Source organism: Nesterenkonia sp. YGD6 (assembly GCF_022565895.1).
Lineage (GTDB): Bacteria > Actinomycetota > Actinomycetes > Actinomycetales > Micrococcaceae > Nesterenkonia.
In genome coordinates this window covers 188352-214470 of the sequence record NZ_JAJOYY010000005.1, presented here as the reverse complement: position 1 = coordinate 214470, position 26119 = coordinate 188352, and the positions used below count along the sequence as shown (strand labels likewise).

Sequence of the window (26119 nt, the reverse complement as noted above, 5' to 3'; positions counted from 1 at the left end):
TGGATGGACCACCTGGAGGATTATTCGATCTTCTGTTCCTCGGGGCGGGTGATCTTGGTGCGCATGATCGTCTCGTTCAGGCGCAGCAGTCGGTCGAGCTCGGCGGCGGCGTCGGGAGTCGAGTGGAAGTTGACGACGGCGTAGACCGCTTCCGTCTTCTTCTGAATCTCATAAGCCAGGCGGCGACGGCCCCAGACATCGACGTTGTCCACGGTGCCGCCGTCCTTCTTGACGACCTCCATGTACTTGCCGAGAGTCGGTTCCACGGTGCGCTCGTCAACCTCGGGGTCGACGAGCACCATCAGTTCATAGTGACGCATTGTGTTAACCCACCTCCTTTGGCCTTGCGGTCACGGGATTTCCGTAACAGGAGGGTCTATCTGCATCTGCATCTGAGCCCGTCCGTCCGACCCTCGGCATGAGGGCAGGATGAAACCAGGTCAGACAACCTGCATCATGATACCGGCTTTGCGCCAGCGTGACGAACGGGCCTGTTCAGCTGTGGAGATCGCGTGTGGGGTCGAGGGCGAGCTCAGCTGTTCAGCTCGGTGGTGAAGAAGCTCGCCACCGCGTCCCGCAGATGCTCGACGTCCTCGACCCCACACATCTCCCGGGCCGAGTGCATCGAGAGCAGCGCGATCCCGACGTCGACGGTGCGGATCCCCAGCCGGGTAGCGGTGATCGGGCCGATGGTGGAGCCGCAGGGGAGGTCGTTGTTGGAGACGAACTCCTGGGTGGGGACGCCCGCGGCGCGGCAGACCTGGGCCCACATCGCCGCCCCCGGGGCATCGGTGGTGTAGCGCTGGTTGGCGTTGATCTTCAGCAGCGGACCGCCGTTGGGCAGCGGGCGGTTCGCCGGGTCATGTCGTTCGGAGTAGTTCGGGTGCACCGCGTGTCCGGCGTCGCTGGAGAGATGCCAGGAGGCGCTCAGCGCCTGCGCCCGCTGGGTGGCGGTGGCGCCGGGCTGGCCCGCCGCACGGCCGAGCCCCTCATAGATCCGGCCCAGCACCTCTTCCAGGAACGGCCCGGCCGCACCGGAGCGCGACGCCGAGCCCAGCTCCTCGTGGTCGAAGGCGGCGAGCATCGGAATGACCACACCGGTCTCGGCCTCCTCGGCGGTCCCGATCAGGGCGCTGAGCCCGGCGTGGACCGAGGAGAGGTTGTCGAGTCGGCTCGAGGCGAGGAACTCCTGTGCCGCACCGAAGGTCGCCGGCGCCTGGGCGTCGGCGAGCACCACGTCGTAGCCGTCCACCTGGGCGGGGTCCACCCCGGCGGACTCCGCCAGCAGGGCCAGCACGTCGGCGGCCGCGGCCTGCTCGGTGGAGCCGGCGAGCCCCAGGATCGGGCTGGTGTGCGCCTGCTTGCCCAGCTTCAGCCCCTCGTTGACCTGACGGTCCAGGTGGATGGCCAGCTGCGGGATCCGGGCGACCGGGCCGGTGGCCGCCAGGTGAGTGGCCCCGTCACGGGTGACCAGGCGCCCGGCCAGGCAAAGCTCACGGTCCAGCCAGGAGTTCAGCAGCGGTCCGCCGTAGACCTCGACGCCGGCCTGCAGCCAGCCATTGCTGATCAGCGTGGACTTGGGCTTGAGCTTGAACCCCGGGGAATCGGTGTGCGCACCGAGGATCCGCAGCGGGGTGGTGGGTGCGGCGCCGGTGGGCACCACCCAGGCCAGCACGGCGCCGTCACGGACCACCACATGGCGACCCGGCTCGGTGGGCCAGTCCTGATGCTCGCCCAGCTGCGTGAATCCGGCGCTGACCAGGCGCTGCGCCGCCACGGCCGCCGCGTGATACGACGAGGGCGAGGCGCTCACGTAGGCGGCCAGATCTTCGATGAGCTCTTGTGCTGTCATGCCCGCCATCCTAATCAGCGGCCCCGACTCCGCGGAGCCGGAGCGGCACTAGAGCGGCCCGAGGAGTCCGGTCTGGAACACATAGACCACTGCCTGCACCCGGTCTCGGAGCTGCAGCTTGGTCAGGATCCGGCGCACGTGGGTCTTGACCGTGGCCTCGGAGAGGAAGAACTTCGCCGCGATCTCAGCGTTGGAGAGGCCCTCCGCGACGGCGAAGAGCATCTCGGTCTCACGCTGGGTCAGCGGCTCGCGCGGGATTCCGTCATCCATCGCCTCAGCGATCGCTCGCCCATCGGGCAGGGGTCTGGCGGCAGCGCCGGCAGCCCCGACAGTCCCGGAAGTCCGGGAAGTCCGGGAAGTCCGGGCACCGCCGCGCGCTCCGCGAGCCGCCCCGGCGCCGGGGCGCTCCGGTGCTGCAGGTTCGGTCGGGGCCCCGCCGCGCAGATAGACCTCCAGCAGCCTCTGGGTGATCCGCGGGGCCACCACCGCGTCGCCCTCTGCCACCACCCGTACGGCGTGGACCAGGTCCTCCGGGGTGACGTCCTTGAGCAGGAAGGCACTGGCGCCGGCCTGAAGCCCGGAGAAGGCGTACTCGTCCAGGTCGAAGGTGGTCAGGATGATCACCCGGGTCTGCGGGAACTGCGCGACCACCTTCGTGGTGGCCTCGATGCCGTCCATCCGGGGCATCCGCACGTCCATGAGCACCACGTCTGGACGTTGCGCCGGGGTGAGCGCCTGCAGCACCTGCAGCGCCTCGAGCCCGTCCGCGGCCTCGGCCACGACCTCCAGATCCTCCTCGCCCTCGAGGATCAGCCGGAAGCCCATCCTCAGCAGGTGCTGGTCATCGACCAGCATCACCTTCAGCGGACCCGTCCTGGGCTCCGCCTCGGGCGGTGCGGCCTCGGTGCGCGGTGGGCGTGCGGCGTCGTCGTCGATGTTTCTCACCTGGTCATCCCTTCTGCGGCGGTTCCAGCACCGCGCGCACCATCCAGCCCCGGCGCGCTGCCGGGCCTGCGTAGACCGAGCCGTTGTAGAAGCCGGCGCGCTCCTCCATGCCGTGGATTCCCTGCCCGCTGCCCACCGATTCGCGGCGCTCCCCATGGGTGGGGTGCACTCCGTCATCGGTGATCGTGAGCACCACCTGCCCGGCGGCGGGCATCCCCAGCGCGGCCTGGTCCGCGGCGCTGAGTCCCTCGCCGCGCAGCCGCCGAGCCTCTTCCGGATCCGGGCCGGGGCGGTGCTCGATCTGCACCGACACCTCGGTGACCTGGCGGCCATAGCGCAGCACATTGGTCAGCGATTCCTGGATGATCCGGTGCACGGTGAGGCCGAAGCCGGCGTCCTCGGGCAGGGAGGGTCCGGTGAGGCTCACGGTCAGCGGAAGGCCCGCCTGGCGGAAGTTCTCGTAGAGGTCCTCCAGCGATTCTCCGATCGGGCGCCGGGCGGCCCCGACGTCCTGACCCTCGCGCAGCACCCCGATCACCCGACGCATGTCCCCCAGCGCGGTGCGGCCGGTCCCGGAGAGCTCCTCCAGGACCTCTCCGGCGCGGTGCGGATCCTTGCGCGCCACGATCCGGGCACCGTCGGCCAGCGAGATCATCACCGAGAGGGAATGGGCGATCACGTCATGCATCTCCCGGGCGATCCGATTGCGCTCGGCCACCTGGGCCAGCTGCTGGCTGCGTCGGGCCCACTCCAGGACCTCCTGCTCATGGCTGCGGCCGCGGCGCACGGCCGCGCCGATGCCGGCGGAGCTTCCGACGCTGAAGAACATCGTGACCGCCAAGATGCTCAGCGACTCGAACTCGCTGAGTCCCATCGGATGGTAGTAGTTCTCCATCCACCAGCTGGGCCCGTGGCTGGAGGTCCAGATGTCGATGCGCAGAAACGACAGATAGCCCAGCACGGTGGCGGGAAGCCCGGTGATCAACCCCACCAGCAGCCCGCGCTGGAGCGCCACGGCGTAGGCGGCGAAGCACAGTCCCAACATCTGCACGCCCTGCCAGGGGTAGAAGAGCAGCAGCGCCGCCTCGGCCCCGGCGACGACCGCGAGCACGGTGAGCGGGCGGGAGCGGCGGAAGCACAGGGCCGCCGCGATGACGCCGTAGCCGCTCAGCAGCCACAGCGCGCCGCTGCCCAGATCGTAGAACGCGTAGGGGTAGACCCACAGGGTCAGCAACACATAGACACCGACGACCACCGCGTTCATCCACTTCGGATGCCGCCGGAACCATCCGCGCAGGCCGCGCCGGCGGACGATGGCGAGCTCCTCGAAGCCAGGCGGCATCGACTGCCCTGCGGGGGATTCAGACAGCGCCGGGGTGATCACGGCATCGACTCTACCGAGCCGGGCGACCCCGGGCTCAGGCATCACGTCGGGTGAACAGCAGCCATCCCGGGATCAGGACCACGCCGGCCCAGACCAGCAGCAGCGTGCCGGCCAGGGGCACCGACAGGTCTGTGGCCATCGAGGCGCTGCCGGCGATGAACTGACGCTGCAGCGCGAAGATCTCGAAGCGCATCAGCTCCTCGACCCAGCGGGCACCGTCCGTGAGCGCCAGCAGCAGACCCAGCATGATCGGTCCGCTGAACAGCAGCAGGCAGTAGCCGACCACCGCCCCGGCGGTGCTGCGCAGCAGCGCGCCGAGACCGAACCCGATCGAGGCGATGATGATCACCACCGCCCAGTGGCTGAGCACCATCCACCAGAGCTCGGGCTCCAGCAGCGCGGGCATCACGTCATGGAAGCCGGCGAGCGGCAGCAGGACCAGGAGGCACAGCGCCATCAGCGCGGCGGTGATCGCGGCGATGAAGCCGCAGACCGCGAGCAGCTTGGCGGTGAAGAACATGGTGCGGTTCGGCACTGCGGCCAGCGAGGACCGGATCGAGCCCGAGGCGTGCTCGGTGGTGATCGCGACTGCGGCGAGCGCACCCATCAGCAGGGTGACCAGGGTGAAGCTGGAGAAGGCGTTCTCGAAGAGGCCGAGTCCGGTCAGCTGGGCACCGGCGCCCTGGAGCGAGGGATCGGAGAGCAGGTAGCGGGTGCTGAACACGGTGGCGATCAGCGTGATGATCATCAGCCCGAAGGCGGCCAGGCAGAGCCACCAGTTCAGCCGCAGGCTGGTCAGCTTCAGCCATTCCGCGCGCAGCGCCCGGGAGAAGCTCACCTCGGCGGAGCCGAGCGCCGCGGCTGCGGCGTCTGCAGCCGGAAGGTCCTCGGTGGCGGGGTCGGCGCTTCCCGGGGCGCGGGAGGTGTTGGGGTTCATCTGAGTCCTCCGGAACGGTGTTCGACGTAGTCCCCGGTCAGCTTGAGATAGGACTCTTCCAGGGAGGAGTGCAGCGGGGCCAGCTCGTGGAGCACCACGCCCAGCTCCAGCGCCCGACGGCCGATGCTTCGGGCATCCATGCCGCGCACCTCGAAGGTCTCGGCATCCTGGGAGACCAGGGTGATGCCGGCTCCGGCCAGGGCGGCCATGAGCGCCTGGGAGTCCTCGGTGCGCACCAGCACCCGGGTCTCCCCGGCGGCGTCGATGAAGTCTCCCAGCGGCTGATCGGCGATGATCCGCCCCTGCCCGAGCACGATGAGGTGATCAGCGGTCAGTGCCATCTCTGACATCAGGTGCGAGGAGATGAACACGGTCCGGCCCTGGGCGGCGAGTCGGCGGACCAGCTGGCGGACCCAGCGCACACCTTCGGGGTCCAGACCGTTGATGGGCTCGTCGAAGATCAGCACCCCGGGGTCTCCCAGCATCGCCGCGGCGATGCCGAGCCGCTGACTCATCCCCAGGGAGTAGCTCTTGATCCGCCGGGAGGCCACGGAGCTGAGCCCGGTCATCTCGATGACCTCCTGGACCCGGGTCTTCGGGATGGCGTGGGTGGCGGCCAGGATGCGCAGCTGCTGCTCCCCGGTCCACCCCGGATGGCTCGCTCGGGCGTCGAGCACCGCCCCGACCTCGCGCAGCGGTGAGCGGTGTTCGGCGAAGGGTCTGCCGTTGATCGTGATCTGCCCGGCGCTGGGGCGGTCCAGCCCCATGGCCAGCCGCATGGTGGTGGACTTCCCGGCCCCGTTGGGACCCAGGAAGCCGGTGACCCGGCCCGGCTCCAGCGCGAAGCTGATCCCGTCCACCGCGGTTCGCTCACCGTAGGTCTTGCTCAGTCCGCTGGCTGTGATCATGCCTCCACGCTAGGTCCGCGCGGTGCGGGGCGCATCAGGCTGAAGGATGACTCTGCGCCGGTTTCACGGGAAACGCTGTGACGGCGTAGGTCCAGGCGCGCAGCGGAGCTTCCACGGGTCCGCGGTCGAAGAATCGCAGCCACAGGTGCGAGAGCCCGAGCTGTCCCAGCCAGAGCACGACGACGACGGCGCCCACCTGGCTCGCGCTCAGCTCTCCGGCCAGTCCCAGGCCCAACGGCGAGCCCAGCGCGGAGAAGAGCAGCGCCAGCACCAGGGACTGGCCCAGGTAGTTGCTCAGCGACATTCGCCCGGCCGGGGCCAGCACGCGCACCAGCCAGCCGAATGCCCGGTGGCGCAGGATCAGCAGCGCCGCGAGCACATAGCCGGTGGCCTGTATCGGTCCGGCGAGGAAGATCAGCCCGGCGCTGAGGGTGTCGGTGCCCAGTCCGCCGGCGCTCGCGTCCCCGCCCCAGACCATCCAGGCGGCGGTCACGCTGAGCGCACCTCCCACCACGAGAGCGGGCAGCATGATCGAGACGAGCCGCGTCGTCGTGATCTCTCCGGCGATGATGCGTTCGAGCATCCGGGCCCGTCCGATCACCAGTCCGAGCAGGAACGCGGCGAAGGCGATCGGTCCCTGCACCAGGAGCATCGAGGGCGCCACCAGCGCGTAGGCGCTGAGCTGGAAGGCCAGGTAGCTGCCCAGCCCGCCGGCATAGGCCCCGCGGGCCTCCTCGCCGGCCAGGATCAGTCCGGAGCTCTCCATCGCCTCGGGGCTCATCGCGGCGGCGTCCATCATCGGGGAAGACTCCAGCCACCAGGTCAGCGCGCCCAGGCCGAGGATCGCCAGCGCCACCACGGCCCAGAGCGCGGCGGCGAGCAGCACCGCCGCGCGGGTGCTGATCCTGCGCATGCCCAGCAGCGCGAAGCCGAGCACGGCATAGGCCAGCAGGATGTCGCCGACGAAGAGGAAGATCCCGTGCAGCACCCCGAGGATCGCCAATGCGGTGAAGCGACGCTGCGAGCGGGAGACCTCGCTGACTCCGGCGCGATGCGCGGAGCTCCACTGCAGCACGAAGGAGAGTCCGAAGAGGAAGGAGAAGATCACATAGGACTTGCCCTCGAAGATCGCCGTGGCGGCGAAGGCCACCCACTGGTCAGCACCGGCGAGCGCCCCTGCGTCCGCTCCGGTGGCGCCCTCGGTCAGCCCGGCGGAACGCCCGCCGCCGGTGAGGTTCTCCGGAAAGGCGAAGTACCAGATGTTGACGGACAGGATCCCCAGCAGGGCCAGGGCGCGCAGCGCGTCGACGGCGTGAAGTCTCTCCATCCCCCCAAAATACCGGGACCTGCGCGTATCACCCCACCTGAATCCGCTGGACACGATCCTTCTGGTGGAGCACGCAGGCCCGGAGGAGGACGTGGGGCTATAGGGTCACCAGACACCATCAAGTCTCAGGAGTTTCTTTGGGCACCATACTGACCATCACCGGAATCGTCGTGATCCTGGTGGGCCTCTGGGACATGTTTCACGAGCTTCTGCACCCCCGCGGGTCAGGTCCGCTGAGCAGCCTGGTCTTCTCCGCAACATGGAAGATCGACCGGGCGACCAGACGCCGACTGAGCTGCGCGCTCGGTCCGGGCACGATGGTCGCCGTGATCATGCTGTGGGTGCTGATCCAAGGGGTGGGCTGGGCGCTGATCTACTACCCGCATGTCCCGGACGGGCTCCTCTATGCCGATGGCGTGAACCCCGGCGACTACTCGACCTTCGCCGAGGCGCTCTACATCTCGCTGGTCTCGCTGGCGACGCTCGGATTCGGCGATGTGGTCGCCGTGGAGCCATGGCTGCGGCTGGTGGCTCCGATCCAGGGACTCACCGGATTCGCTCTGCTCACCGGAGCGCTCACCTGGTTCATGCAGATCTATCCGCCGCTGCTCCGTCGGCGGACGGCAGCACTGATGCTCAACGCGCTGGAAGAATCCGGATTTCTGGAGAAGCTCTCCGCGCTGGCCCCCTCTGCGGTCCAGACCGAGCTCGACAGGTTGTCGGAGCAGATCGCGCAGATCTGTGTGGACCTCACCCAGCACAGCGAGACCTACTACTTCCGGGTCGACTCGGCCGCCGTGTCGATCTCACAGCACCTGCCCTATGCCCTCGCGCTGAGTCGAGCCGCGGCAGACAGCGGCTCGCTCGAGGTGCGGATCAGCGCAGCCAGGCTCGACTCACTGCTGGACCAGCTGGGCTCCACGCTGAGTCCCAGCTTCGTCCCCGGCAGGGACCTGGATGAGATCTTCGCGGCCTATGCCGCAGACCACTCCAACGGCCGCTGATCGCCGTCGGAGGCCTGCCGGGACCCGAGCTGACAGGTTCCTAGCGGTCGATCTCGCCACGGATGAAGGCTTCGACCTTCTCGTGGGCGACGTCGTCATGGAACTGCTCCGGCGGGGACTTCATGAAGTAGCTCGAGGCGGAGAGCAGCGGTCCGCCGATCCCGCGGTCCAGCCCAATCCTCGCCGCCCGGATCGCGTCGATGATCACCCCGGCGGAGTTCGGCGAGTCCCAGACCTCCAGCTTGAGCTCGATGGACACCGGGGCGTCGCCGAAGTTCCGGCCCTCCAGGCGGATGAAGGCCCATTTCCGGTCGTCGAGCCACTGGATGTAGTCGCTGGGCCCGATGTGGACATCACGGTCGGCCAGCGGCGCGGAGGTGTTGGAGGTGACCGCCTGCGTCTTGGAGATCTTCTTGGACTCCAGCCGGTCGCGTTCGAGCATGTTCTTGAAGTCCATGTTTCCGCCGACGTTGAGCTGGTAGGTGCGGTCCAGGTGGACCCCGCGGTCCTCGAACAGGTGGGCCAGCTCGCGGTGCGTGATCGTCGCACCGATCTGAGACTTGATGTCGTCACCGACGATCGGGACCCCGGCGTCGGTGAACCTCTGCGCCCATTCGGGGGTGCCGGCGATGAACACCGGCAGCGCGTTGACGAAGGCCACCCCGGCGTCGATCGCGGCCTGGGCGTAGAAGCGGGCCGCGTCCTCGGAGCCCACGGGCAGATAGCAGACCAGCACGTCGGCCTGGGCCTGCTTCAGAGCGGCCACGACGTCCACCGGCTCGGCGGCGGACTCCTCGATGGTCTCCCGGTAATACTTCCCCAGCCCGTCCAGGGTCGGACCGCGCTGCACGGTGACCCCCGTAACCGGGACCTCGGCGATGGTGATGGTGTTGTTCTGCGAGGCGGTGATCGCCTCCGCCAGGTCCAGTCCGACCTTCTTCGCGTCCACGTCGAAGGCCGCGACGAAACTGACGTCTCGCACGTGATACTCCCCGAAGCGCACATGCATCAGCCCGGGGACCCGCTGATCATCGGGGGCGTCCTTGTAGTACTCCACGCCTTGGACAAGTGATGCCGCACAGTTTCCGACGCCGACGACGGCGACTCGGATGGGTTGTTCTGCCAAAGGTTTTCTCCTTGCGGGTCTTGCAGCTCGGTGGGCGTGACCCACCGGCAGCTAGAAGGTGATCTCAGTCATGACGGTGTCTCTGATCGAGAAGCCTATAGCCAGTCTGGGTCGGAGGTTATCGTGGACCCGATGATCCAGTCCCCGAAGGACGGACCCCCGGTCGCTGCGACCCGGGATGATCCGCTGCTGCGGCACCTCTCGGAACGCTTCGGCGGACCCGCGGGGACACGGCTGCGCCCACGGAACTCTCCGGCCCAGGTGCTGCTGGGCCTCACCGTGCTCGGGATTCTGCTCTCCGCGCTGACCAGCCAGTACTGCCGGATCAACGGCTGGGGCGGGGCGGAGGTCTACCACGCGGGCTGCTACTCAGACATCAGTGCGCTCTTCCACCAGCGTGACCTCAGCGATGCGCCATGGGCCCCCCTGCTCGGCCCGGGCTACTTCGAGTACCCGGTGCTCACCAGTCTGGTCGCCGCAGTCCTGGCGGCCTCGACGCGCTTCCTGCTCGCCCAGGACGGGACCGCGGCGCTGGGCTGGTCCGCCGACCGCGCCTCGCTGCTGTATTGGGATCTCAGCTTTGCCGCCGCCGCCGTGGTGTGGCTGGTCCTGGTGCTGGTGGTGATGAAGGCCGCCGGGGCACGGCCCTGGGATGCCGCGATCGTGGCGCTCTCCCCGGCGATCATCTTCGGCATCGGGATCAACTGGGACATCTGGGCGGTGACCGCGCTGGCCCTGGCGATCCTTGCCTTCCACCGCGGAGCCTGGGTCAGCGCCGGGGTGATGATCGGCGTCGGGGTCTCCTTCAAGCTCTTCCCGCTCTTCATGCTGGGCGCCGTGCTGATCCTGGTGCTGCGCCGGGACACCGGGCTGGGGTTCGACGTCTTCCTGCGCGCCCTCGCCGGCGCGGCGGCCAGCTGGCTGGTGCTCAATGTTCCCGCGATGGTGCTCAGCTTCACCGCCTGGTCCCAGTTCTTCGAGCTCTCGGTCGAGCGTGGCGCAGGGTATTCCTCCCCGTGGCACATCTGGCAGCTGATCGCGGAGGGCCGCGGGGGCTCCGGGCCGAGCCCCGAGACGATCTCGGGATTCTCCCTGGGACTCTTCGCCGCCGCCTGCGCGGGCATCCTGGTGCTGGGACTCCGGGCGAAGCACCCCCCTCGCATGGTCCAGCTGCTGTTCCTGATCGTGGCGGCGTTCCTGCTGCTCAACAAGGTCTATTCGCCGCAGTTCATGGTCTGGCTGATTCCGCTGATCGCCCTGGCGGCGCCGCGGTGGCGGGACGCGCTGGTCTGGCAGGGATTCCAGCTGCTGCACTTCTGGGCGGTGTGGATGTACCTGGCGGGCATCGTGGGGGATCACGATCCGCAGCATTCCTTCGACACCGCGCTCTACATCGCTGCGGTGCTGGGCCATATGGGCGCCACGATCTACCTGATGGCCCAGGTGGTGCTCGACATCCTGCGCCCGGACCGAGACCCAGTCCGACGTGCCGCGCGGGTCCCGCTTGGCCGACGCTCCGGGAGAACCTCGCAGACCTCGGCACAGACCCGGACCCAGGCCTCAGAGTTCCGCTGAGGCCCACTCCTTCAGGATGTCAACGGCTTCCGCCTCGGCCACCGGCCCGTGCTCCATGCGGTGTTCGAGCAGGAACTTGTACGCCCGGCCCACCGCAGGGCCCGGCGGGATCTGCAGCACGGCCATGATCTGTTCCCCGTCGAGGTGCGGACGGATCCGGTCCAGCTGCTCACGCTCGGCCAGCTGCGCGATCCGCTCTTCGAGATCGTCATAGGCATGATCGAGCCGGGCGGCCTTCTTCTTGTTCCTGGTGGTCACGTCCGATCGGGTGAGCCGGTGCAGCCGCTGCAGCTGGTCTCCGGCGTCGGTGACATAGCGGCGCACCGCCGAGTCGCTCCACCCCTGATCGCCGTAGCCGTAGAAGCGCATGTGCAGCTCCACCAGCAGGCTCACCGCGGCGATGCTGGCCTTGTCGAAGCGCAGCTCCTGCATCCGACGGCGGGTCTGCTTGGCGCCGACCACGTCGTGATGGCGGAAGCTGACCCCGCCACCGGGTTCGAAGCGCCGGGTCTTGGCCTTGCCGACGTCGTGCATCAGCGCCGCGAAGCGCAGCACGAAGTCCGGGCCGGGCACCGGGCCTTCAGTCCCGGTCTCCAGCGCGCAGGCCTGCTCCAGCACCTGCAGCGAGTGCTGGTAGACGTCCTTGTGCCGGTGGTGCTCATCGTCGGTGAGCTTCAGCGCGGGCACCTCGGGGAGCATGATCTCGGCCAGGCCGGAGTCCACCAGCAGGTCGATCCCGGCGCGCGGGTCCGCGCCGCAGATCAGCTTGACCAGCTCCTCGCGGATCCGCTCCGCAGAGACGATGCTCAGCCGCTGCGACATCTCGGTCATCGCCGCGCGCACCTCAGGGGCGACCTCCATGCGCAGCTGGGAGGCGAAGCGCGCCGCCCGCATCATCCGCAGCGGGTCATCTGAGAAGGACTCCTGCGGGGTGGCGGGAGTGCGCAGCAGCCTCAGATGCAGGTCTTTGACGCCGCCGTGCGGGTCCACCAGTTCGAAGCTGGGCAGCTTCAGCGCCATCGCGTTGACCGTGAAGTCGCGCCGGACGAGGTCCTCGTCCAGGTCGGTGCCGAAGTTGACCTGCGGCTTGCGCGAGCCCGGGTCGTAGGCCTCGGCCCGGTAGGTGGTGATCTCGATGGTGTCATCACCCTTGCGGATGCCGATGGTTCCGAAGTCCCGGCCGATGTCCCAGTGCGCCTCGGCCCAGCCGGAGACCGCCTCGATGATCTGATCCGGGGTGGCGGCGGTGGTGAAGTCGAGATCCGGGGAGGTCCGGCCCAGGAAGAGGTCCCGGACGGGACCGCCCACCAGGGACAGCTCGAAGCCGCGGGCGGCGAAGCGTTCGCCGAGTTCGACGACGACGTCGGGCAGCCAGGCGCCGTCAGGGAATCCAGAGGGAAGGTAAGGCATAGCGGAAACAGTGTCCCATATGCCCCGCCGACAGAAGCCCGCATCCGCGCCAGCACCGGCATGCACGCTCGGCGAAGTCCACCGCGACGGGATCTTCGCGGCACTCCGATTAGAGTGTTCGGTATGAACAGACCGGAGACCGGCGATGAACGGCGCACCCCATTGACAGTGTCAATGGGTGCCCGGCGCATGCCGGCTCGGCAGACCACGCGGCAGCAGGGGAGCCTTCCGACGGTCGAAGAGGTCAGCGCCGGCGGGGTGATCATCCGCCCGGCCTCCAACGGCTTCGAGGTCGCCATCATCGCCCGCTACAACCGCGGCGGACGCCTTGAATGGTGTCTTCCCAAGGGCCACCCCGAGGGCACCGAGACCTTCGAGGAGGCCGCGCTGCGCGAGGTGGCCGAGGAGACCGGCGTCGAGGGCGCCATCCTGACCTCCCTGGGCAGCATCGAGTACTGGTTCACCGTCCCCTCGCACCGGGTCCACAAGACCGTGCACCACTACCTGATGGAAGCCGTGGGCGGGGAGCTGAGCATCGAGAACGATCCCGATCATGAAGCCGTCGACGTCGCCTGGGTGAGCATGGACGCGCTGGATCGCACCCTGTCCTTCCCCAATGAGCGCCGGATCGTGAATCTCGCCCGAGCGGTGATCGATGAGTCTGTGCAGTCCAGCTGATCCGGCTATAGTCCACTGACGATGACTGCCGCTTCCCCCGGTCAGACCGAAACCGGTCCACCGCCGCCTCCGCCCTCGACTCCCTCGACCCCGGACCCCACGGCCGATCAAGGCCACCTTCCCGCCAAAGGCCTTGCCCGGGCCAGCGCGATCATGGCAGCCGGAACGCTGGTGTCCCGGGTGCTCGGCATCGTGCGCACCGCGCTGCTGGCGGTGGCGATCGGCTCGACCACGCTGGTGGGCGATGTCTTCGAGAAGGCCAACACGGTCCCCAACGTCGTCTACCTGCTGCTCGCCGGCGGGATGTTCAACGTGGTCCTGGTCCCGCAGCTGATCAAGGCCGCGCGGCGCTCGGATCGGGGCGCCGACTACACCTCCCGGCTGCTCACGCTGACCATCACCGTGCTGGCGGCGTTCACCGTGCTGCTCACCCTGGCGGCATATCCGATCATCCTCACGCTGACCCGCAACTGGACCGAACCGATGCTCGCGCTGGGCACGGCCTTCGCGATCTGGACGCTGCCGCAGATCTTCTTCTACGGGCTCTACGCGGTCACCGGCCAGGTGCTCAACGCCAACGCCCGCTTCGGCTGGTACATGTGGGCTCCGGTGCTGAACAACCTGATCGCCATCGGGGTGATCCTGAGCTTCATCATCACCTTCGGCCAGTACGCCGCCAGCGACGATCAGCTCACCGAGTGGACCGCGCAGCAGACCATCTGGCTCGCGGCCGGCCACACCGTGGGCATCATCGCCCAGGCGCTGCTGCTGCTGTGGCCGCTCTCCCGGCTCGGGCTGCGGCTGCGCCCGAAGTTCGGACTCAAGGGCATGGGCCTGGCCTCCACGGGCCGGATCGCCGGGTGGACCCTGGTGACGATGCTCATCGGCAACGTCGCCAACCTGCTCTACATGCGGCTGATCTCCGGTGCGACGGCCACCCGTGAGGAGATGGGAGAACTCGGCGCCTCGGTGCCCGGGGAGTATGCCGCCAACGTCGCGGAGCTGATCGCGATCCTGCCGCACTCGGTCTTCGTGCTCTCGATCGCCACGGTGCTGTTCAACCAGCTGGCCCGCGCCATGGATCTGGGCCGCTACGGCAGGGCCCGGGAGATCATCAACGAGGGGCTGCGGATCTTCGCCATCCCGGTGATGTTCTGCATGGTGGCGGTGCTGGTCCTCGCCGGCCCGCTGGGGCGGATCTTCGGCGGCGCCGCGGCCGACGCCAACCTCGCCGGCGCGGCCATCGGGCAGCTGCTGGTGCTCCTGGCTCTGGGCATGCCCTTCCGCTCAGCCAGCTTCTACCTGATGCGGGTCTTCTACTCGGCCGAAGACGCCAAGACCCCGATGTTGATCTACGCGATCATCGCGGTGGTGGGGCTGACCACCGCCTACGGCCTGGCCGGGGCCATCCCCGAAGAGCAGATCCCCTACCTGGTGATCGGGCTCTTCACCGCGCTGCACATGCTGCAGTACCTGATCTGCCACCTGTTGGTGGTCCGGCGCTGGGGCGGCTTTGACTTCGCCTCCGTGCTCAGCGCGTATCTGCGCTCCGGAGCCTGCGCGGGTGTGGCTGGACTCGCCGGCGCCGCCGTCCTCTGGCTGCTCGGCGGCTATGACTGGGGCTTCGCCTGGGACTCCATCTTCACCGCGGTGATCAGCTGCGCCGTCGTCGGTGTGGTGATGGCGGTGGTCTTCGTGCTGATGCTGCGCTGGCTGCGCGTGAATGAGTTCACCGCGGCGATCGCGCCGCTGGCCAGGCGAGTTCCCGCACTGTCCCGCCTGGCCCGGTAGGCTTGACCACGATGTGAAGCTGGTCGCCTGAGTTGGGCGCCAGGATGTTTCCCGGACCGAGGAGGACTTGTGGCGCAGCCTTTCGGCGTCGGAGATGTAGTTGGTGGGCGGTACCGCATCACCCATCACGTGGTGACGTCAGCTGATCAGGACATCGTCTTCCAGGCGAGCGACGAGGTCCTCGACCGAGACGTCAGCATCCTGCTGGCCTCACGGTCCAACGCCAAACAGGTGGCCACCTCCGCGCGCGAACTGGCGATGGGCTCCCGCGACTCCGACGTCCAGGTGCTCGATCTCGGCCTGGCCGAGGAGCGGACCTACCTGATCTCCTCGCTGGTGGATCCAAACACCCTGCTGGATCTGGTGGTGCCTGACACCGCGCCCTATGTGGAGCCCTTCTTCACCGATTCGCTGGGCTCCGAGCTCTTCGGACAGTCCCGCGTGATGGAGCCGGAGACCTACGAGGACGACGACGAGTACTACGCCGGACTGCATGTGGGCTCCACCGATGACCGGCCCGAGGATCACGCCCGACGCTTCCGCCGGCGTCGGCCCGCCTTCCTGGACAAGGTCTCTGACTCGCTGAACCGCCGGCTGAACACCGAGACCGACGCCGCCGCCCTGGCAGTCGCTGAGGGACAGGCTGAGCAGGGCCGTGCGGCCGCCGCAGCGTACCTGCGCAGCGACATGGAGGTCACCAGCGCAGACCCCGCAGCGGACACCCAGGAGGACTTCTCCGGCACCCGGGACACCGCCGCCCCCGCCGCCTCGGGTGCTTCTGCCGCAGCTTCCCCCGCCCCAGGCTCCGAGTCCACGGTCTCGGACGACTCCAGCGCCGCCGCGGGTGCGCCCACCGAGGACGAGGCCGCCTGGGTCGCCGAGCACGGCGACTCAGCCGCTGCCGCCGAGCCCGCGGAGATGCAGGCCTCGGAGCTGCAGGCCTCGGAGCTGCCCGACGGTGACGAGGTCGTGGACAACCCGCCGGACTCACTCGTCGATGACTACGACCTGCCACCCGCCCCGGCCCGCGCCCCGCTTCCCGGGCCGCCCAGATCCCGGCGACTCAGCGATTCGGTCTCCTTCACCGGACTGATTCGACCCGTCCCCCGCGTCGAGGACGAAGCGGCCATGCAGGCCTCCGCAGCGGCCGCTCCTGCGCTGGACCTTTCCGGCGCGGCGCGCGTCGAGCGCCCCGGCTCCGAGTCCGCAGGCCCTCCTGCTGCGGCCGCCTCCGGCGCAGCCGCAGGTCCGCCGGCCGAAGAGCCCAGCGACACAGACTTCAAGGACGAGAAGCCCGGCATCGGCCGCTGGGTCACCGCAGCAGCGCTGGCGGCGCTGCTGGTGGTCGCCGCGGTGATCGTGTTCCTGAACCTGCGCGGCGGCGAGACGCCCGACACCGCCGCCGGGCAGGATCAGGTCGACGGGACCGAGGACGCCCCCGCGGAGGAGAATGGGGACGCAGAAGGTGACCAGGAAGGCTCCACCGAGGAGTCCGCCCCTGACGAAGACGCCGGAGTGGAGCCGGAGATCGCGAACATCACCCGCGTGGTGCCCGACTCTCCAGACCTCATCGCCGACCGCGACGCTCAGCTGGCCAATCTCTTCGACGGGGACACCTCCACCACCTGGGTCACCCTGTCCTTCGCTACCGCTGATTTCGGTGGATTCAGCTCCGGCGTCGGCCTGGTGGCTGAACTCGAGGAGCCCGCAGAGGTCTCCGCGGTCACGCTCACCCAGGAGGGCGGGTCCTCCGGGGGATCCTTCGAGGTCCTGGTCAATGACACGCCGAGCTTCGAGGGCGCAGAGCAGGTCGGCGGCGGCACCCTGAACTGGAACGAGACGACCGTGGAGGTCGAGACCGAGGGGGAGGCCGCCTACGTGATCATCAACATCACCGAGCTGCCCAGTCAGGACGACCCCAACGCCGCTGGACTCCCCTTCAGCACCGAACTGGCCGAGATCAGCCTCGACTGACCCCGGTCCGCTCAGTGGGGTCCCGCGCATCGCTCCAGTAGGCTGGCGGGTGATGGAATAGGTTGAACATCGATGATGTTCAATATTCCAGACACCACGACCGTTGCTAAGGACATGTGATTGTGACTGAACAGACCCCTGACCAGGTTCACGACGTGGTCATCATCGGCTCCGGCCCTGCTGGCTACACCGCGGCCGTCTACATGGCTCGCGCAAACCTCAAGCCCATCATGCTCACCGGCTCTGTGACCGCCGGAGGGGAGCTGATGAACACCACCGACGTGGAGAACTTCCCCGGCTTCCCCGACGGCATCATGGGCCCGGACCTCATGATGAACATGGAACAACAGGCCCGACGCTTCGGAACCGACATTCGCCACGAGGACGCCACCGAGCTTCTCCTGGACCGGCCGATCAAGCAGATCACCACGGGCGCCGGAGACGTGCTGCATTCCCGCGCGGTGGTGCTCGCCACCGGCTCGGCCTACCGTGAGCTGGGCGTGCCCGGCGAGAAGGCGCTCTCCGGCCACGGAGTCAGCTGGTGCGCGACGTGCGACGGGTTCTTCTTCCGGGATCAGAACATCGCCGTGGTCGGCGGCGGCGATTCCGCCATGGAAGAGGCGCTGTTCCTGACCAAGTTCGCCTCCAAGGTCACTGTCCTGCACCGCCGACAGGAGCTGCGCGCCTCACAGATCATGATCGATCGGGCCAAGGCCAACGAGAAGATCGAATTCATCTGGAACACCGAGGTCACCGAGGTCCAAGGTGAAGGCAAGGTCAGCCGCCTGATCCTTCGCGACACCACCACCGGCGCACCCTCATCCCTGGATGTGACAGGTCTCTTCGTCGCTATCGGTCATGACCCACGCACGGAGCTCTTCAAAGATCAGATCACCTTGACCGAGGACGGCACGGCATGGGTCGACGGACGCAGCTCCAGGACCTCGCTGCCCGGCGTCTTCGCCGCCGGCGACGTCCTCGATCCGACCTATCGTCAGGCGATCACGGCCGCAGGTTCTGGCTGTGTGGCTGCCCTCGACGTCGAGCACTGGCTCGCGGACACGCTGAACTCCGACGCGGCCGAAGTGCCCTCCCCCCAGACTCACACCTCACCTGTACCGCTCTAAGGAAGGAGATCTCTATGTCAGATCTCAAGAACGTCACCGATGCAAGCTTCGAGCAGGACGTCCTGAAGGCCGATAAGCCGGTCCTCGTGGACTTCTGGGCCGAATGGTGCGGCCCTTGCCGCATGTTGACCCCGATCCTCGAGGAACTGGCCGCTGAGAACCCCGAGAAGATCGAGGTCGTCAAGGTCAACGTGGATGAGAACCCAGGCACCGCCGCGAAGTTCGGGATCACGTCGATCCCCGCTGTCTACGCCTTCAAGGGCGGCGAGCATGTCCAGTCCTCCATCGGCGCCAAGCCGAAGCAGGTCCTGGAGCAGGAATTCGCCGACCTGCTGAAGTAGGCGCTCGTCGCACTTCGTGAGGCCGAACAGGTGGGGCCCGGAACGCATCAGCGTTCCGGGCCCCACCTGTTTCACGTGAAACCCGGCCGGCTCATCAAGACTCGGACTTCATGAACGAGAACCGATCATCTCCATCAAGCGGTGCAGATCGTCGATGGAGCCGAAGTCGATGGCGATCCGGCCCTTCTTCGCCCCCAGGGTGATCTTGACCTGGGTGTCCAATCGATCGGTCAGGGCGTCGGAGAACTCCTCCAGCTGGCGCACCCGCGGACTCTTCGCCCGCTCACGGCCGAGATCGCCGCTGCCCAGATCGCGCTGCGCAAGCGTCACGGCTTCTTCTGTGCCGCGCACCGAGAGTCCCTCCGCCACGATCCGTCCGGCCAGCTGATCCATCTGCTCCTGAGACTTCAGCCCCAGCAGAGCGCGCGCATGTCCCGCGGAGAGGACCCCGGCGGCGACTCGCCGCTGCACGCCGGGGGGGAGCTTCATCAGCCGAAGGGTGTTGCTGATCTGCGGGCGAGACCGGCCGATGCGCTCGGCAAGTTCGTCCTGGGTACAGTTGAAATCATCGAGAAGTTGACGATATGCAGCTGCTTCCTCCAAGGGATTGAGCTGTGATCTGTGGATATTCTCTAAAAGAGCGTCGCGGAGAAGGTCGTCGTCGGCGGTCATCCGGACAATCGCCGGGACCGTCTCGCGGTCTGCGGCCTTCGAGGCTCGCCAGCGTCTCTCGCCCATGACCAGTTCGAAGTGATCAGGACCCGCCGGACGCACCACGATGGGCTGCAGCACACCGATTTCGCGAATGGAGTGGATCAACTCATCCATGTGCTCTTCGTCGAATTCCTGACGCGGCTGACGCGGGTTCGGCACGATGGCGTCGACCGAGATGGATCGAAACTCTGCACCGTCGACAGATCCGCCGGTTTCACGTGAAACAGAGCTGGTCCAGGCCCCCTCCGGCACAGATGCGGTCTCGACTGCGGCTGTGGGACCCGTTTCCTCGCCGACGTGCTGCTCAGCAGTCGAGCGTGGATCCGTGGCTGCAGCAGGCTTCGCGGCGGCAGGCTTGGCACCCGCTCGGGACAGCACATCTGGCATCGGTGCCCGCTGACCAGCCGTCGCGCGACGCGACGTCGTGCCTGGCTTGGAGATCGTGGCTGATTCCCGGGCAATGACCTGTCTATCGAGGTCTGCCTTCGCCGAGAAGAACACGTCGATGGGGCGAGGAGCAGCGGGGCGCGACTCGCGCGTTTCACGTGAAACCTGCTGGGCAGGTTCCCATGAGTCGCTCGGAGCGACCGATTCCGCGTCTTCAGTCGCCTCCGTCTCCCGAACCGGTTCGACGACCTCAGCCGGCTGGGCCGGCTGGGCCGGCTGGGCTGCCTGGGCTGCCTGGGCTGCTTCCGCTTCCTGAGCGTCACTATTGATCAGTGCGCCCAAGCCTCGACCAAGACCGCGCCGCTTTCGTTCTGCCATTCGGCAGCCTCCTAGGAGATAGAACTGGAACCGCTCAGTGTGAATGGCGGCGACATCTATTCTACGGAGCAAACAGGTGCGGATGGGCCAAGCGAGGGGTAATGGGTGGGAGTTTCACGTGAAACGCCGCGCATCGGCGGAACGCGGCGTTCGAGTCGAGAAGGTCAGCTGTATAGCCCCTGTTCAGACCCAGCTGATGGCCTTCTTTGCGCTCAGCAGTCCATCCGTCGGCCTGACAAGACCCTGGCATCCATCATCCGGTCGGCGTGTTCCACGTGAAACACCCCATTGTCGCTGCAGTTATGGGAAACGAGTGCGCTGCGGGGCTGGTTTCACGTGAAACGCCGCCGAATACCGGATCGCAGCGTTGCAGTCAGAGATCCGGGTGGCAGAACCCTTCTCGACGCCACCAATGGAACCTCCTGGACTCCAGTGCGTCGACCCTCGGACGAATGAGGCTCAGCCGTCCGAAGAATCTTCGGCATGTTCCACGTGAAACGTATTCGCGGCGGGACGGTCGAGAGAGTAGAACACTTCCACGGGCTGGTTTCACGTGAAACGCGCGCAGGCGCCCCTGGCGCGGCACGATCGTCAGCGTCTTCTGCTGTTCTGCCCGGGCGGGTCGCTGGTCGCGAGCCAACCGGTGGTCACGGCAGCGAGGATCCCAGCCGAACAGTGACGCCGGTCCAACTTGCCGTCTGCGTGTTCCACATGAAGCCACACCGCCCATCGACTGCCTGAGACAGGGCAGCCTGGCTCAGACATGCATGGGTTTCACGTGAAACGAACGCAGATCGCATCGTCGTGGGCACAAGAGCCGCTGATTCTCGGCCTCCAAGACGCGCGAGCTGATCAGTGTCGGTTGATGATTCGCCAGACCGCCCGGCTGACTCCTTGGAGACACACCGACGGTCGTCGGGGTCCCAGGGATCCACGGTGCACCGCAGTGACCAGCGCAGGAACTAGAGCATGCGCGTGAGGGTCAAAGGGCGTTTCACGTGAAACAGGGTAGTCGAATCGCCGCGCCACGAGCGCGAGATTCGGTCACGCACCACAGTAAAGACTGCTCAGAAACAACAATCGTTCCAGGTCAGGAGCGTTGCACGAGCTCAGCAGCGGCCTCAAGGTAGGCCAGGGCGCCGGTGGAGGAGCGGTCGTAGGTGATCACCGTCTGCTGGTACGAAGGAGCCTCGGAGATGCGCACACTGCGCGGAATGACGGATTTCAACACCGACTCGGGGAAATGCTCGCGCACTTCTCCCGCGACCTGGGATGCCAGGTTTGTGCGACCGTCATACATCGTCAGAAGAATCGTGGAGACCTTCAGAGGCGGATTCAGGTGCTTCTGGATCATGCCGATGTTGTTCAACAGCTGACTCAGCCCCTCCAGCGCGTAGTACTCACACTGGATCGGAATCAGGACTTCCTGGGCGGCGACGAAGGCGTTCACAGTCAACAGTCCGAGGCTGGGGGGACAGTCGATGAAGACGAAGTCGAGTCGCTCGAGGCCGTTCTCCTCGCGATACCGGTAGTACTCGGCGAGCGCGCGGGCGAGCCGCTGTTCCCGAGCAACCAGGGAGACCAGCTCGATCTCGGCACCGGCGAGGTGGATCGTGGCCGGCACCACTTGGAGTCGAGGCACGTCCGGGCAGTCAGCGACGACATCGGCGAGGGCGAAATCCTCGATCAGCACGTCGTAGACGGAATCGGTGTCCGCCGAGTGATCCACGCCCAGGGCTGTGGAGGCGTTTCCCTGCGGGTCGATGTCGATCACCAGCACGTTGAATCCCTGATCGGCCAGTGCGGCGGACAGGTTCACGGTGCTTGTGGTCTTGCCGACCCCGCCCTTCTGATTGGAGACGGTGATGGCCCGGGTGTGGCTGGGGCGGTTCAACTCAGTGGTCGTGAGTTTCTTGCGTCGGCGATTCTCGTCCGCGAGTTCAGCGGCCAGGGGAGAGGACGCGGCGAGGGACTCCAGGATCGAAGAGCCCTCTGCAGTGCTCGCGGCTGCTTCGGCGGCCTTGGCGGCACCACTGGTTTCACGTGAAACGCGCTTCTCCTGCACGGGCCATCCTTTCCTCGTCATGACTGGAGCACCTGGCGGTGCCCATCACCCCGGAGAGACCGCGGCGTGGGCACAGATACGAGTCTAGGCCACTGCCGTCACCTGGCACCCCCCGCGCCTTTGGAGCGGCATGGGGTCGAGCAGGACCCTGGATGAGCCGAAGCTAGCGCGGTCCGGCGGACCGACGGCGGCAACGCACCACCGTGCTGGGCTCCTCAAGGAGGCCCTCGCCGAGAAGCTCGACGGTGGGGTTTGCCAGCTTGTGCTTGCTGAAAGACTTTCCGGCCGCGGCGATCTCCCCACGGGCGCTGCGTCCCTTGATGAGCATCAGCTCGCCGTCGTCATCGAGCAGCGGAACCGTCATGGGCAAAAGCTTTTTTAGTGCTGTCACGGCGCGAGCGGTGACCACATCGGCCATGACCTCGTCAGTGACTTCCTCAGCGCGTGCCCGGATGAGCTGGACGTTGTCGAGCTCGAGATCCTGGACCACGGTGCTGAGCCACTCGACTCGGCGTTCCATGGGTTCGATCAGAATGAACTCGACGTCGGGGCGCGCGATGGCCAGGGCGAGGCCTGGAAGGCCCGCCCCTGTGCCGACGTCGGCGACCGTGGTCCCTGCCGACAGCTCAGGGCCCAGCACAGCGCAGTTGAGCACATGCCGCGACCACATGATGGGTACCTCCCGCGGACCGAGCAGGCCATGCTCGATGCCGGTGGAGCACAGGTGTCCCACGTACCGCTTCGCCAGGTCCAGGCGCTCACCGAAGAGCGTCTCTGCAGCGCGCTGCTCCTGCTCGGTGAGCTCGGGAGCCTCGAGCGACGGTCCCTGTCCGGGGACCTCCGGCTCACCGAGCTGGGCGTCGTTGATCTGCTCGGCGATGGCTGCTTCGCGGTCGTCCTGGGGCTCACTCATGACTTGCTCCTTGGGGGAAGAACCGGATCCTCGGCTGTTCTGAGCTGCGGCGTATCAGACGCCAGCGGCAGATGGACGCGCTCAGGCCGGTGAGATGACCACGTGGCGGCGCTTGCCTTCACCCTCGGACTCGCTGATGAGTCCAGAGTCGGCGACGAAGTCATGGACGATCTTGCGCTCATAGGCACTCATCGGTTCCAGGTGCTCGTCCTCGCCCCGGTCCCTGACCTTGGCGATCGCGCTCTCGGCCTGCTCCTTGAGCTCCTCCTGGCGCTGGTCGCGGTGTCCCGCGATGTCCAGGATCAGCCGAGTCCGCTCGCCGGTGGCGGTGAGCACGGCGAGCCGAGTCAGCTCCTGCAGCGCATCGAGGACCTCGCCGCGGTGTCCGACGAGGTCATCGAGCTCTTCGCCGCCGTCTTCGGTCACGATGGAGACGTACGTGCGTCCCCCGCGGACCTCGATGTCGATGTCACCGTCCAGATCAACGATGTCCAGCAGCTCTTCGAGATAGTCAGCGGCGATGTCACCCTCGTCGGTGGCACCTCCAGCGGCGGGCTTGTCGCCCTCAGCATCATCCCTGGGGGCCTCTGCATCGTCGCTGGGGGCCTCGGCGGCCTCGTCGCTCACCGGAGCGGCTTGACCCGCTGCGGCGGCGCTGTGCTGCTGTTCAGACGGCGCATCCTGCTCGGGGGTCGAGTCCTGCTCGGGGGCGTCCGTCTCGCTCAGCTGGGTCTCGTTCTCGCTCATGGCTGCTACTTCTTCCTCTTCTTCTTCTTTGCAGGCTGGGAAGTCTGCCCCAGGTGCTTTCCAGTCGGCTTGGGCTGCTCGGCAGCGGGCTTGGGCGCCTCATTGAAGGGCGGCAGTCCGCGCGCCGCGCGGCGCAGGTTGAGTTCCTTCTCCGCCAGCGACCCGGGCGTCGGGTTGTTGCGGATGACCCACCACTGCTGACCCATGGTCCAGAAGTTGGTGGCCGTCCAGTAGACGAGCACGCCGACGGGGAAGTTCACGCCGCCGACCACGAAGACCAGGGGCAGCACGTAGAGCATCATCTTCTGGGTCTGTGCGAACTGTCCGGTCAGGGCCGCTTCGGACATGTTCTTGCTCATCAGCTGCTTCTGCGTGAAGAACTGCGTGGCGACCATGGCCACGATCATGACCGAGGTCAGCGCGATGACGTCCCAGCGTGTGGGGTCCACGTTGAAGGCCGGGAGGAAGATGTCCGACATCCCGACGCCGAAGATCTCCGAACCGTCGAAGCTCTGGACCTCTGCCGCGCTGAGCGCGCCGTAGCCCTCGGCCTGGTTCTGCTCCTCTCGCATCCGGTTGAGCATCCAGAACAGTGCGAAGAAGATCGGCATCTGCGCGAGCAGCGGCAGGCACGTCATGAACGGGTTCACGTTGTGCTGTTTGAACAGCGCCTGCTGCTCCTGCGCCATCTGCTGGCGCGAGACCGGGTCCTTCTTGCCCTTGTACTTGGCCTGGAGCTTCTGCACCTCGGGCTGGATGATCTGCATGCCGCGCTGCGACTTGATCTGCTTGACGAACAGCGGGATCAGGATGATGCGGATCACGAGCACCAGCAGGACGATGGACAGCACCCAGTTCCATCCTGAGTCGAACGGCAGTCCCACCGCGGTCAGAAGACCGTGGAAGGTGCTCAGGATGAAGGAGACGGCCCAGGTGAAGGGCCACATGATTGTGTCGAAAAAGCCCATGGATCTCTCAGATGTCGTGGCCAGGCGTCATGCGAAAGCAGCCTGCCGGCTCGAGGGCGACGATGGCATCAGTCATCGTCGCCGCGGGGTATAGGGGGGTGGTTTGTCTCTATGATCGTCGGTACTCCACCCTGCGGCCAAATCCTTGCCGTGGGTGGAACCGGGTCGACTCCACCACCGGTGAAGGGATTGCAGCGCAGAATCCGCCAGAGGGTCAGTGGAATGCCGCGGGTGACCCCGTGAGCGGTCACCGCTTCCAACCCGTAGGCGGAGCAGCTCGGATAGAAGCTGCACACCTGACCGTACAGGGGAGAGATGACTTTGCGGTATCCCCGCAGCAGCCAGGCCAGCACGATGGAGGGCGCCGCGCGGATCCACCCCCAGCATCCGCGGCGCAGCTCGGCCTCGGTGACTGTCGATGCGGGAAGACCGGGAGACTCCCCCTTGTCCACGTAGAAGTCTCGGTGTCGGACCCAGCCCGCGCTGCCTGCGCGGTGACCCTGGGGGCCCTCGTGGTCCGAAGCCTCCTCCGGGTCCGAAGCCTCGTCCGGGTGCGAGGTCTCATTCACATCTGGAGCATCGTTCACGTCCGGGCCGCCCTGCGCAGCGACTTCCGCTGGGCGCGCTGGGCTGCTCCGAGCACCTCGGCGCGCAGCTGCGGGTGGTCCAGGGCCGTGATCTCAGGGAAGGCGCGGATCACGATGTCCAGCGAGTGCCCTGAAACGGGCTCGAGCGCCTCTTGGCGCATCAGGTCCATCACGATGTGTCGCAGTCGTCGCTGGACGCGATGTCGCACCACAGCATTGCCCACGGCTTTGGACACGACCAGCCCGCAGCGCCAGGACCGGTGATCCACCGCAGCGTCATCCGGGCGCGGCAGGACCGAGACCATGAGCCCGCTGCCGCCGGCGCGCGACCCGTGTCGCATCGCGGCGCGATGATCTCGGGAGGAGGTCAGACGGTGTTCCTTGGGAAGCACAGCTGGTGACCTTCCTTCGGTGCGGACGATATGGTGCGCTGGATGTCCTCGGGCGTGCACCCGTGCGTGGATGCACGAACGGCCCGATCCCTGATTGATGGGACGGGCCGCGGTGTCGGTCCTGCAGCTGTGCGCTCGGACCGGCTGACCAATTGGTCAGCGTGAATTGCTCTGAATCAGGCCGAGAGTTCCTTGCGGCCCTTGGCGCGGCGGGTCGAGATGATGGATCGGCCGGCACGGGTGCGCATACGGGAACGGAAGCCGTGCTTGCGGCTGCGACGGCGGTTGCTCGGCTGGAAAGTCCGCTTGCTCACTGTGTACTCCCACTTGGATGGTTTGAAGTCATTGGGGCCCCGGAAAGTATCTGCGTGCAGGCACGGCAATACCCTGGGGCGACCTGCCAACACTAGGGGTTTTTTCCATCCGCCGTCAAGTCGGCCCCGATTCGGCCATCAACAGCTGTGCAGAACACTGTGCATAAACCGGGTTGTGACCCATTGGCCAGGGGTTCGGGCTGACCTATGGTGGACCTCCCGGCGCCGGTCGGGGTGCCGAAAGGATTGGGCATGACTGGTCATGATCCCGTGAT

The 26119-nt window shown here is 67.1% G+C and carries 24 protein-coding genes; 7 read left to right on the top strand and 17 right to left on the bottom strand.

What is annotated here, in order from left to right; all coding sequences use genetic code 11:
* Window positions 1-20 precede the first annotated feature (20 nt).
* The 7 genes from rpsF to LTI14_RS09815 form a co-directional block, all read right to left on the bottom strand.
* On the bottom strand, window positions 21-320 hold the full coding sequence (gene rpsF / locus LTI14_RS09845; RefSeq protein ID WP_241465698.1) for a 30S ribosomal protein S6: 300 nt from the start codon (window positions 318-320) through the stop codon (window positions 21-23).
* 212 nt (window positions 321-532) lie between these two features.
* Window positions 533-1852, bottom strand: coding sequence for a M18 family aminopeptidase (locus LTI14_RS09840; protein ID WP_241476396.1), 1320 nt, complete (start codon window positions 1850-1852; stop codon window positions 533-535).
* A gap of 48 nt (window positions 1853-1900) precedes the next feature.
* Complete coding sequence (locus LTI14_RS09835; RefSeq protein ID WP_241476470.1) at window positions 1901-2707, bottom strand: response regulator transcription factor; 807 nt, start codon at window positions 2705-2707, stop codon at window positions 1901-1903.
* 94 nt (window positions 2708-2801) lie between these two features.
* Window positions 2802-4223: a sensor histidine kinase gene (locus LTI14_RS09830; RefSeq protein ID WP_241470789.1), complete on the bottom strand. Its 1422-nt coding sequence runs from the start codon at window positions 4221-4223 to the stop codon at window positions 2802-2804.
* Window positions 4216-5118: an ABC transporter permease gene (locus LTI14_RS09825; RefSeq protein ID WP_241476395.1), complete on the bottom strand. Its 903-nt coding sequence runs from the start codon at window positions 5116-5118 to the stop codon at window positions 4216-4218. Before LTI14_RS09825 ends, LTI14_RS09830 begins: the two co-directional genes overlap by 8 nt.
* Window positions 5115-6026, bottom strand: a complete 912-nt coding sequence (locus LTI14_RS09820) for an ABC transporter ATP-binding protein (RefSeq protein ID WP_241476394.1) — start codon at window positions 6024-6026, stop codon at window positions 5115-5117. The genes LTI14_RS09825 and LTI14_RS09820 overlap by 4 nt, the downstream gene beginning before the upstream one ends.
* 34 nt (window positions 6027-6060) lie before the next feature.
* Window positions 6061-7353: a DUF418 domain-containing protein gene (locus LTI14_RS09815; protein ID WP_241476393.1), complete on the bottom strand. Its 1293-nt coding sequence runs from the start codon at window positions 7351-7353 to the stop codon at window positions 6061-6063.
* Window positions 7354-7490: 137 nt separating this feature from the next.
* On the opposite strand from LTI14_RS09815, the gene LTI14_RS09810 reads away from it, so the two are divergent.
* Window positions 7491-8357, top strand: coding sequence for a potassium channel family protein (locus LTI14_RS09810; RefSeq protein ID WP_241476392.1), 867 nt, complete (start codon window positions 7491-7493; stop codon window positions 8355-8357).
* Window positions 8358-8397: 40 nt separating this feature from the next.
* On the opposite strand, the gene LTI14_RS09805 is transcribed toward LTI14_RS09810, so the two are convergent.
* Complete coding sequence (locus LTI14_RS09805; RefSeq protein WP_241465691.1) at window positions 8398-9483, bottom strand: inositol-3-phosphate synthase; 1086 nt, start codon at window positions 9481-9483, stop codon at window positions 8398-8400.
* A 132-nt stretch (window positions 9484-9615) separates the two neighbouring features.
* On the opposite strand from LTI14_RS09805, the gene LTI14_RS09800 reads away from it, so the two are divergent.
* The gene (locus LTI14_RS09800) at window positions 9616-11058 is read left to right on the top strand and encodes a glycosyltransferase family 87 protein (RefSeq protein WP_241476391.1); all 1443 of its coding nucleotides are present in this window, start codon (window positions 9616-9618) and stop codon (window positions 11056-11058) included.
* On the opposite strand, the gene LTI14_RS09795 is transcribed toward LTI14_RS09800, so the two are convergent.
* Window positions 11044-12468: a CCA tRNA nucleotidyltransferase gene (locus LTI14_RS09795; RefSeq protein WP_241465689.1), complete on the bottom strand. Its 1425-nt coding sequence runs from the start codon at window positions 12466-12468 to the stop codon at window positions 11044-11046. The two genes, LTI14_RS09800 and LTI14_RS09795, sit on opposite strands and share 15 nt — an antisense overlap.
* A gap of 123 nt (window positions 12469-12591) precedes the next feature.
* Here LTI14_RS09795 and LTI14_RS09790 point away from each other — a divergent pair, with 123 nt between their 5' ends.
* From LTI14_RS09790 to trxA, 5 genes are all read left to right on the top strand, one after another.
* Complete coding sequence (locus LTI14_RS09790) at window positions 12592-13146, top strand: NUDIX hydrolase (RefSeq protein ID WP_370642739.1); 555 nt, start codon at window positions 12592-12594, stop codon at window positions 13144-13146.
* A 21-nt stretch (window positions 13147-13167) separates the two neighbouring features.
* Window positions 13168-14937, top strand: coding sequence for a murein biosynthesis integral membrane protein MurJ (gene murJ / locus LTI14_RS09785; protein ID WP_241476390.1), 1770 nt, complete (start codon window positions 13168-13170; stop codon window positions 14935-14937).
* 69 nt (window positions 14938-15006) lie between these two features.
* On the top strand, window positions 15007-16911 hold the full coding sequence (locus tag LTI14_RS09780; protein ID WP_241476389.1) for a hypothetical protein: 1905 nt from the start codon (window positions 15007-15009) through the stop codon (window positions 16909-16911).
* Between the two features lie 116 nt (window positions 16912-17027).
* Window positions 17028-18038 carry a thioredoxin-disulfide reductase gene (gene trxB / locus LTI14_RS09775; RefSeq protein WP_370642740.1) on the top strand — a complete coding sequence of 337 codons (1011 nt, stop codon included), beginning with the start codon at window positions 17028-17030 and terminating at the stop codon, window positions 18036-18038.
* Between the two features lie 14 nt (window positions 18039-18052).
* On the top strand, window positions 18053-18379 hold the full coding sequence (gene trxA / locus LTI14_RS09770; protein ID WP_241465685.1) for a thioredoxin: 327 nt from the start codon (window positions 18053-18055) through the stop codon (window positions 18377-18379).
* Between the two features lie 108 nt (window positions 18380-18487).
* On the opposite strand, the gene LTI14_RS13350 is transcribed toward trxA, so the two are convergent.
* The 8 genes from LTI14_RS13350 to rpmH all read right to left on the bottom strand — a co-directional run bounded on the left by LTI14_RS13350 (window position 18488) and on the right by rpmH (window position 25844).
* Window positions 18488-19858 carry a ParB/RepB/Spo0J family partition protein gene (locus LTI14_RS13350; protein WP_241476388.1) on the bottom strand — a complete coding sequence of 457 codons (1371 nt, stop codon included), beginning with the start codon at window positions 19856-19858 and terminating at the stop codon, window positions 18488-18490.
* A 1090-nt stretch (window positions 19859-20948) separates the two neighbouring features.
* Window positions 20949-21836: a ParA family protein gene (locus tag LTI14_RS09760; RefSeq protein WP_274616131.1), complete on the bottom strand. Its 888-nt coding sequence runs from the start codon at window positions 21834-21836 to the stop codon at window positions 20949-20951.
* A gap of 250 nt (window positions 21837-22086) precedes the next feature.
* Window positions 22087-22836 carry a 16S rRNA (guanine(527)-N(7))-methyltransferase RsmG gene (gene rsmG, locus LTI14_RS09755; protein ID WP_241470797.1) on the bottom strand — a complete coding sequence of 250 codons (750 nt, stop codon included), beginning with the start codon at window positions 22834-22836 and terminating at the stop codon, window positions 22087-22089.
* An 81-nt stretch (window positions 22837-22917) separates the two neighbouring features.
* Window positions 22918-23583 carry a Jag family protein gene (locus LTI14_RS09750; RefSeq protein WP_241470798.1) on the bottom strand — a complete coding sequence of 222 codons (666 nt, stop codon included), beginning with the start codon at window positions 23581-23583 and terminating at the stop codon, window positions 22918-22920.
* Between the two features lie 5 nt (window positions 23584-23588).
* A complete protein-coding gene (gene yidC / locus LTI14_RS09745) occupies window positions 23589-24551 on the bottom strand; it encodes a membrane protein insertase YidC (RefSeq protein WP_241465680.1) in 963 nt (320 codons plus the stop codon).
* A gap of 68 nt (window positions 24552-24619) precedes the next feature.
* Window positions 24620-25120 carry a membrane protein insertion efficiency factor YidD gene (gene yidD / locus LTI14_RS13345; protein ID WP_446740387.1) on the bottom strand — a complete coding sequence of 167 codons (501 nt, stop codon included), beginning with the start codon at window positions 25118-25120 and terminating at the stop codon, window positions 24620-24622.
* Window positions 25121-25134: 14 nt separating this feature from the next.
* Window positions 25135-25530 (bottom strand): ribonuclease P protein component, encoded by a 396-nt coding sequence (gene rnpA, locus LTI14_RS09735; protein ID WP_241465679.1) that lies wholly within the window; start codon window positions 25528-25530, stop codon window positions 25135-25137.
* Window positions 25531-25706: 176 nt separating this feature from the next.
* Window positions 25707-25844, bottom strand: coding sequence for a 50S ribosomal protein L34 (rpmH, locus tag LTI14_RS09730; RefSeq protein ID WP_083504652.1), 138 nt, complete (start codon window positions 25842-25844; stop codon window positions 25707-25709).
* Between the last annotated feature and the right edge of the window lie 275 nt (window positions 25845-26119).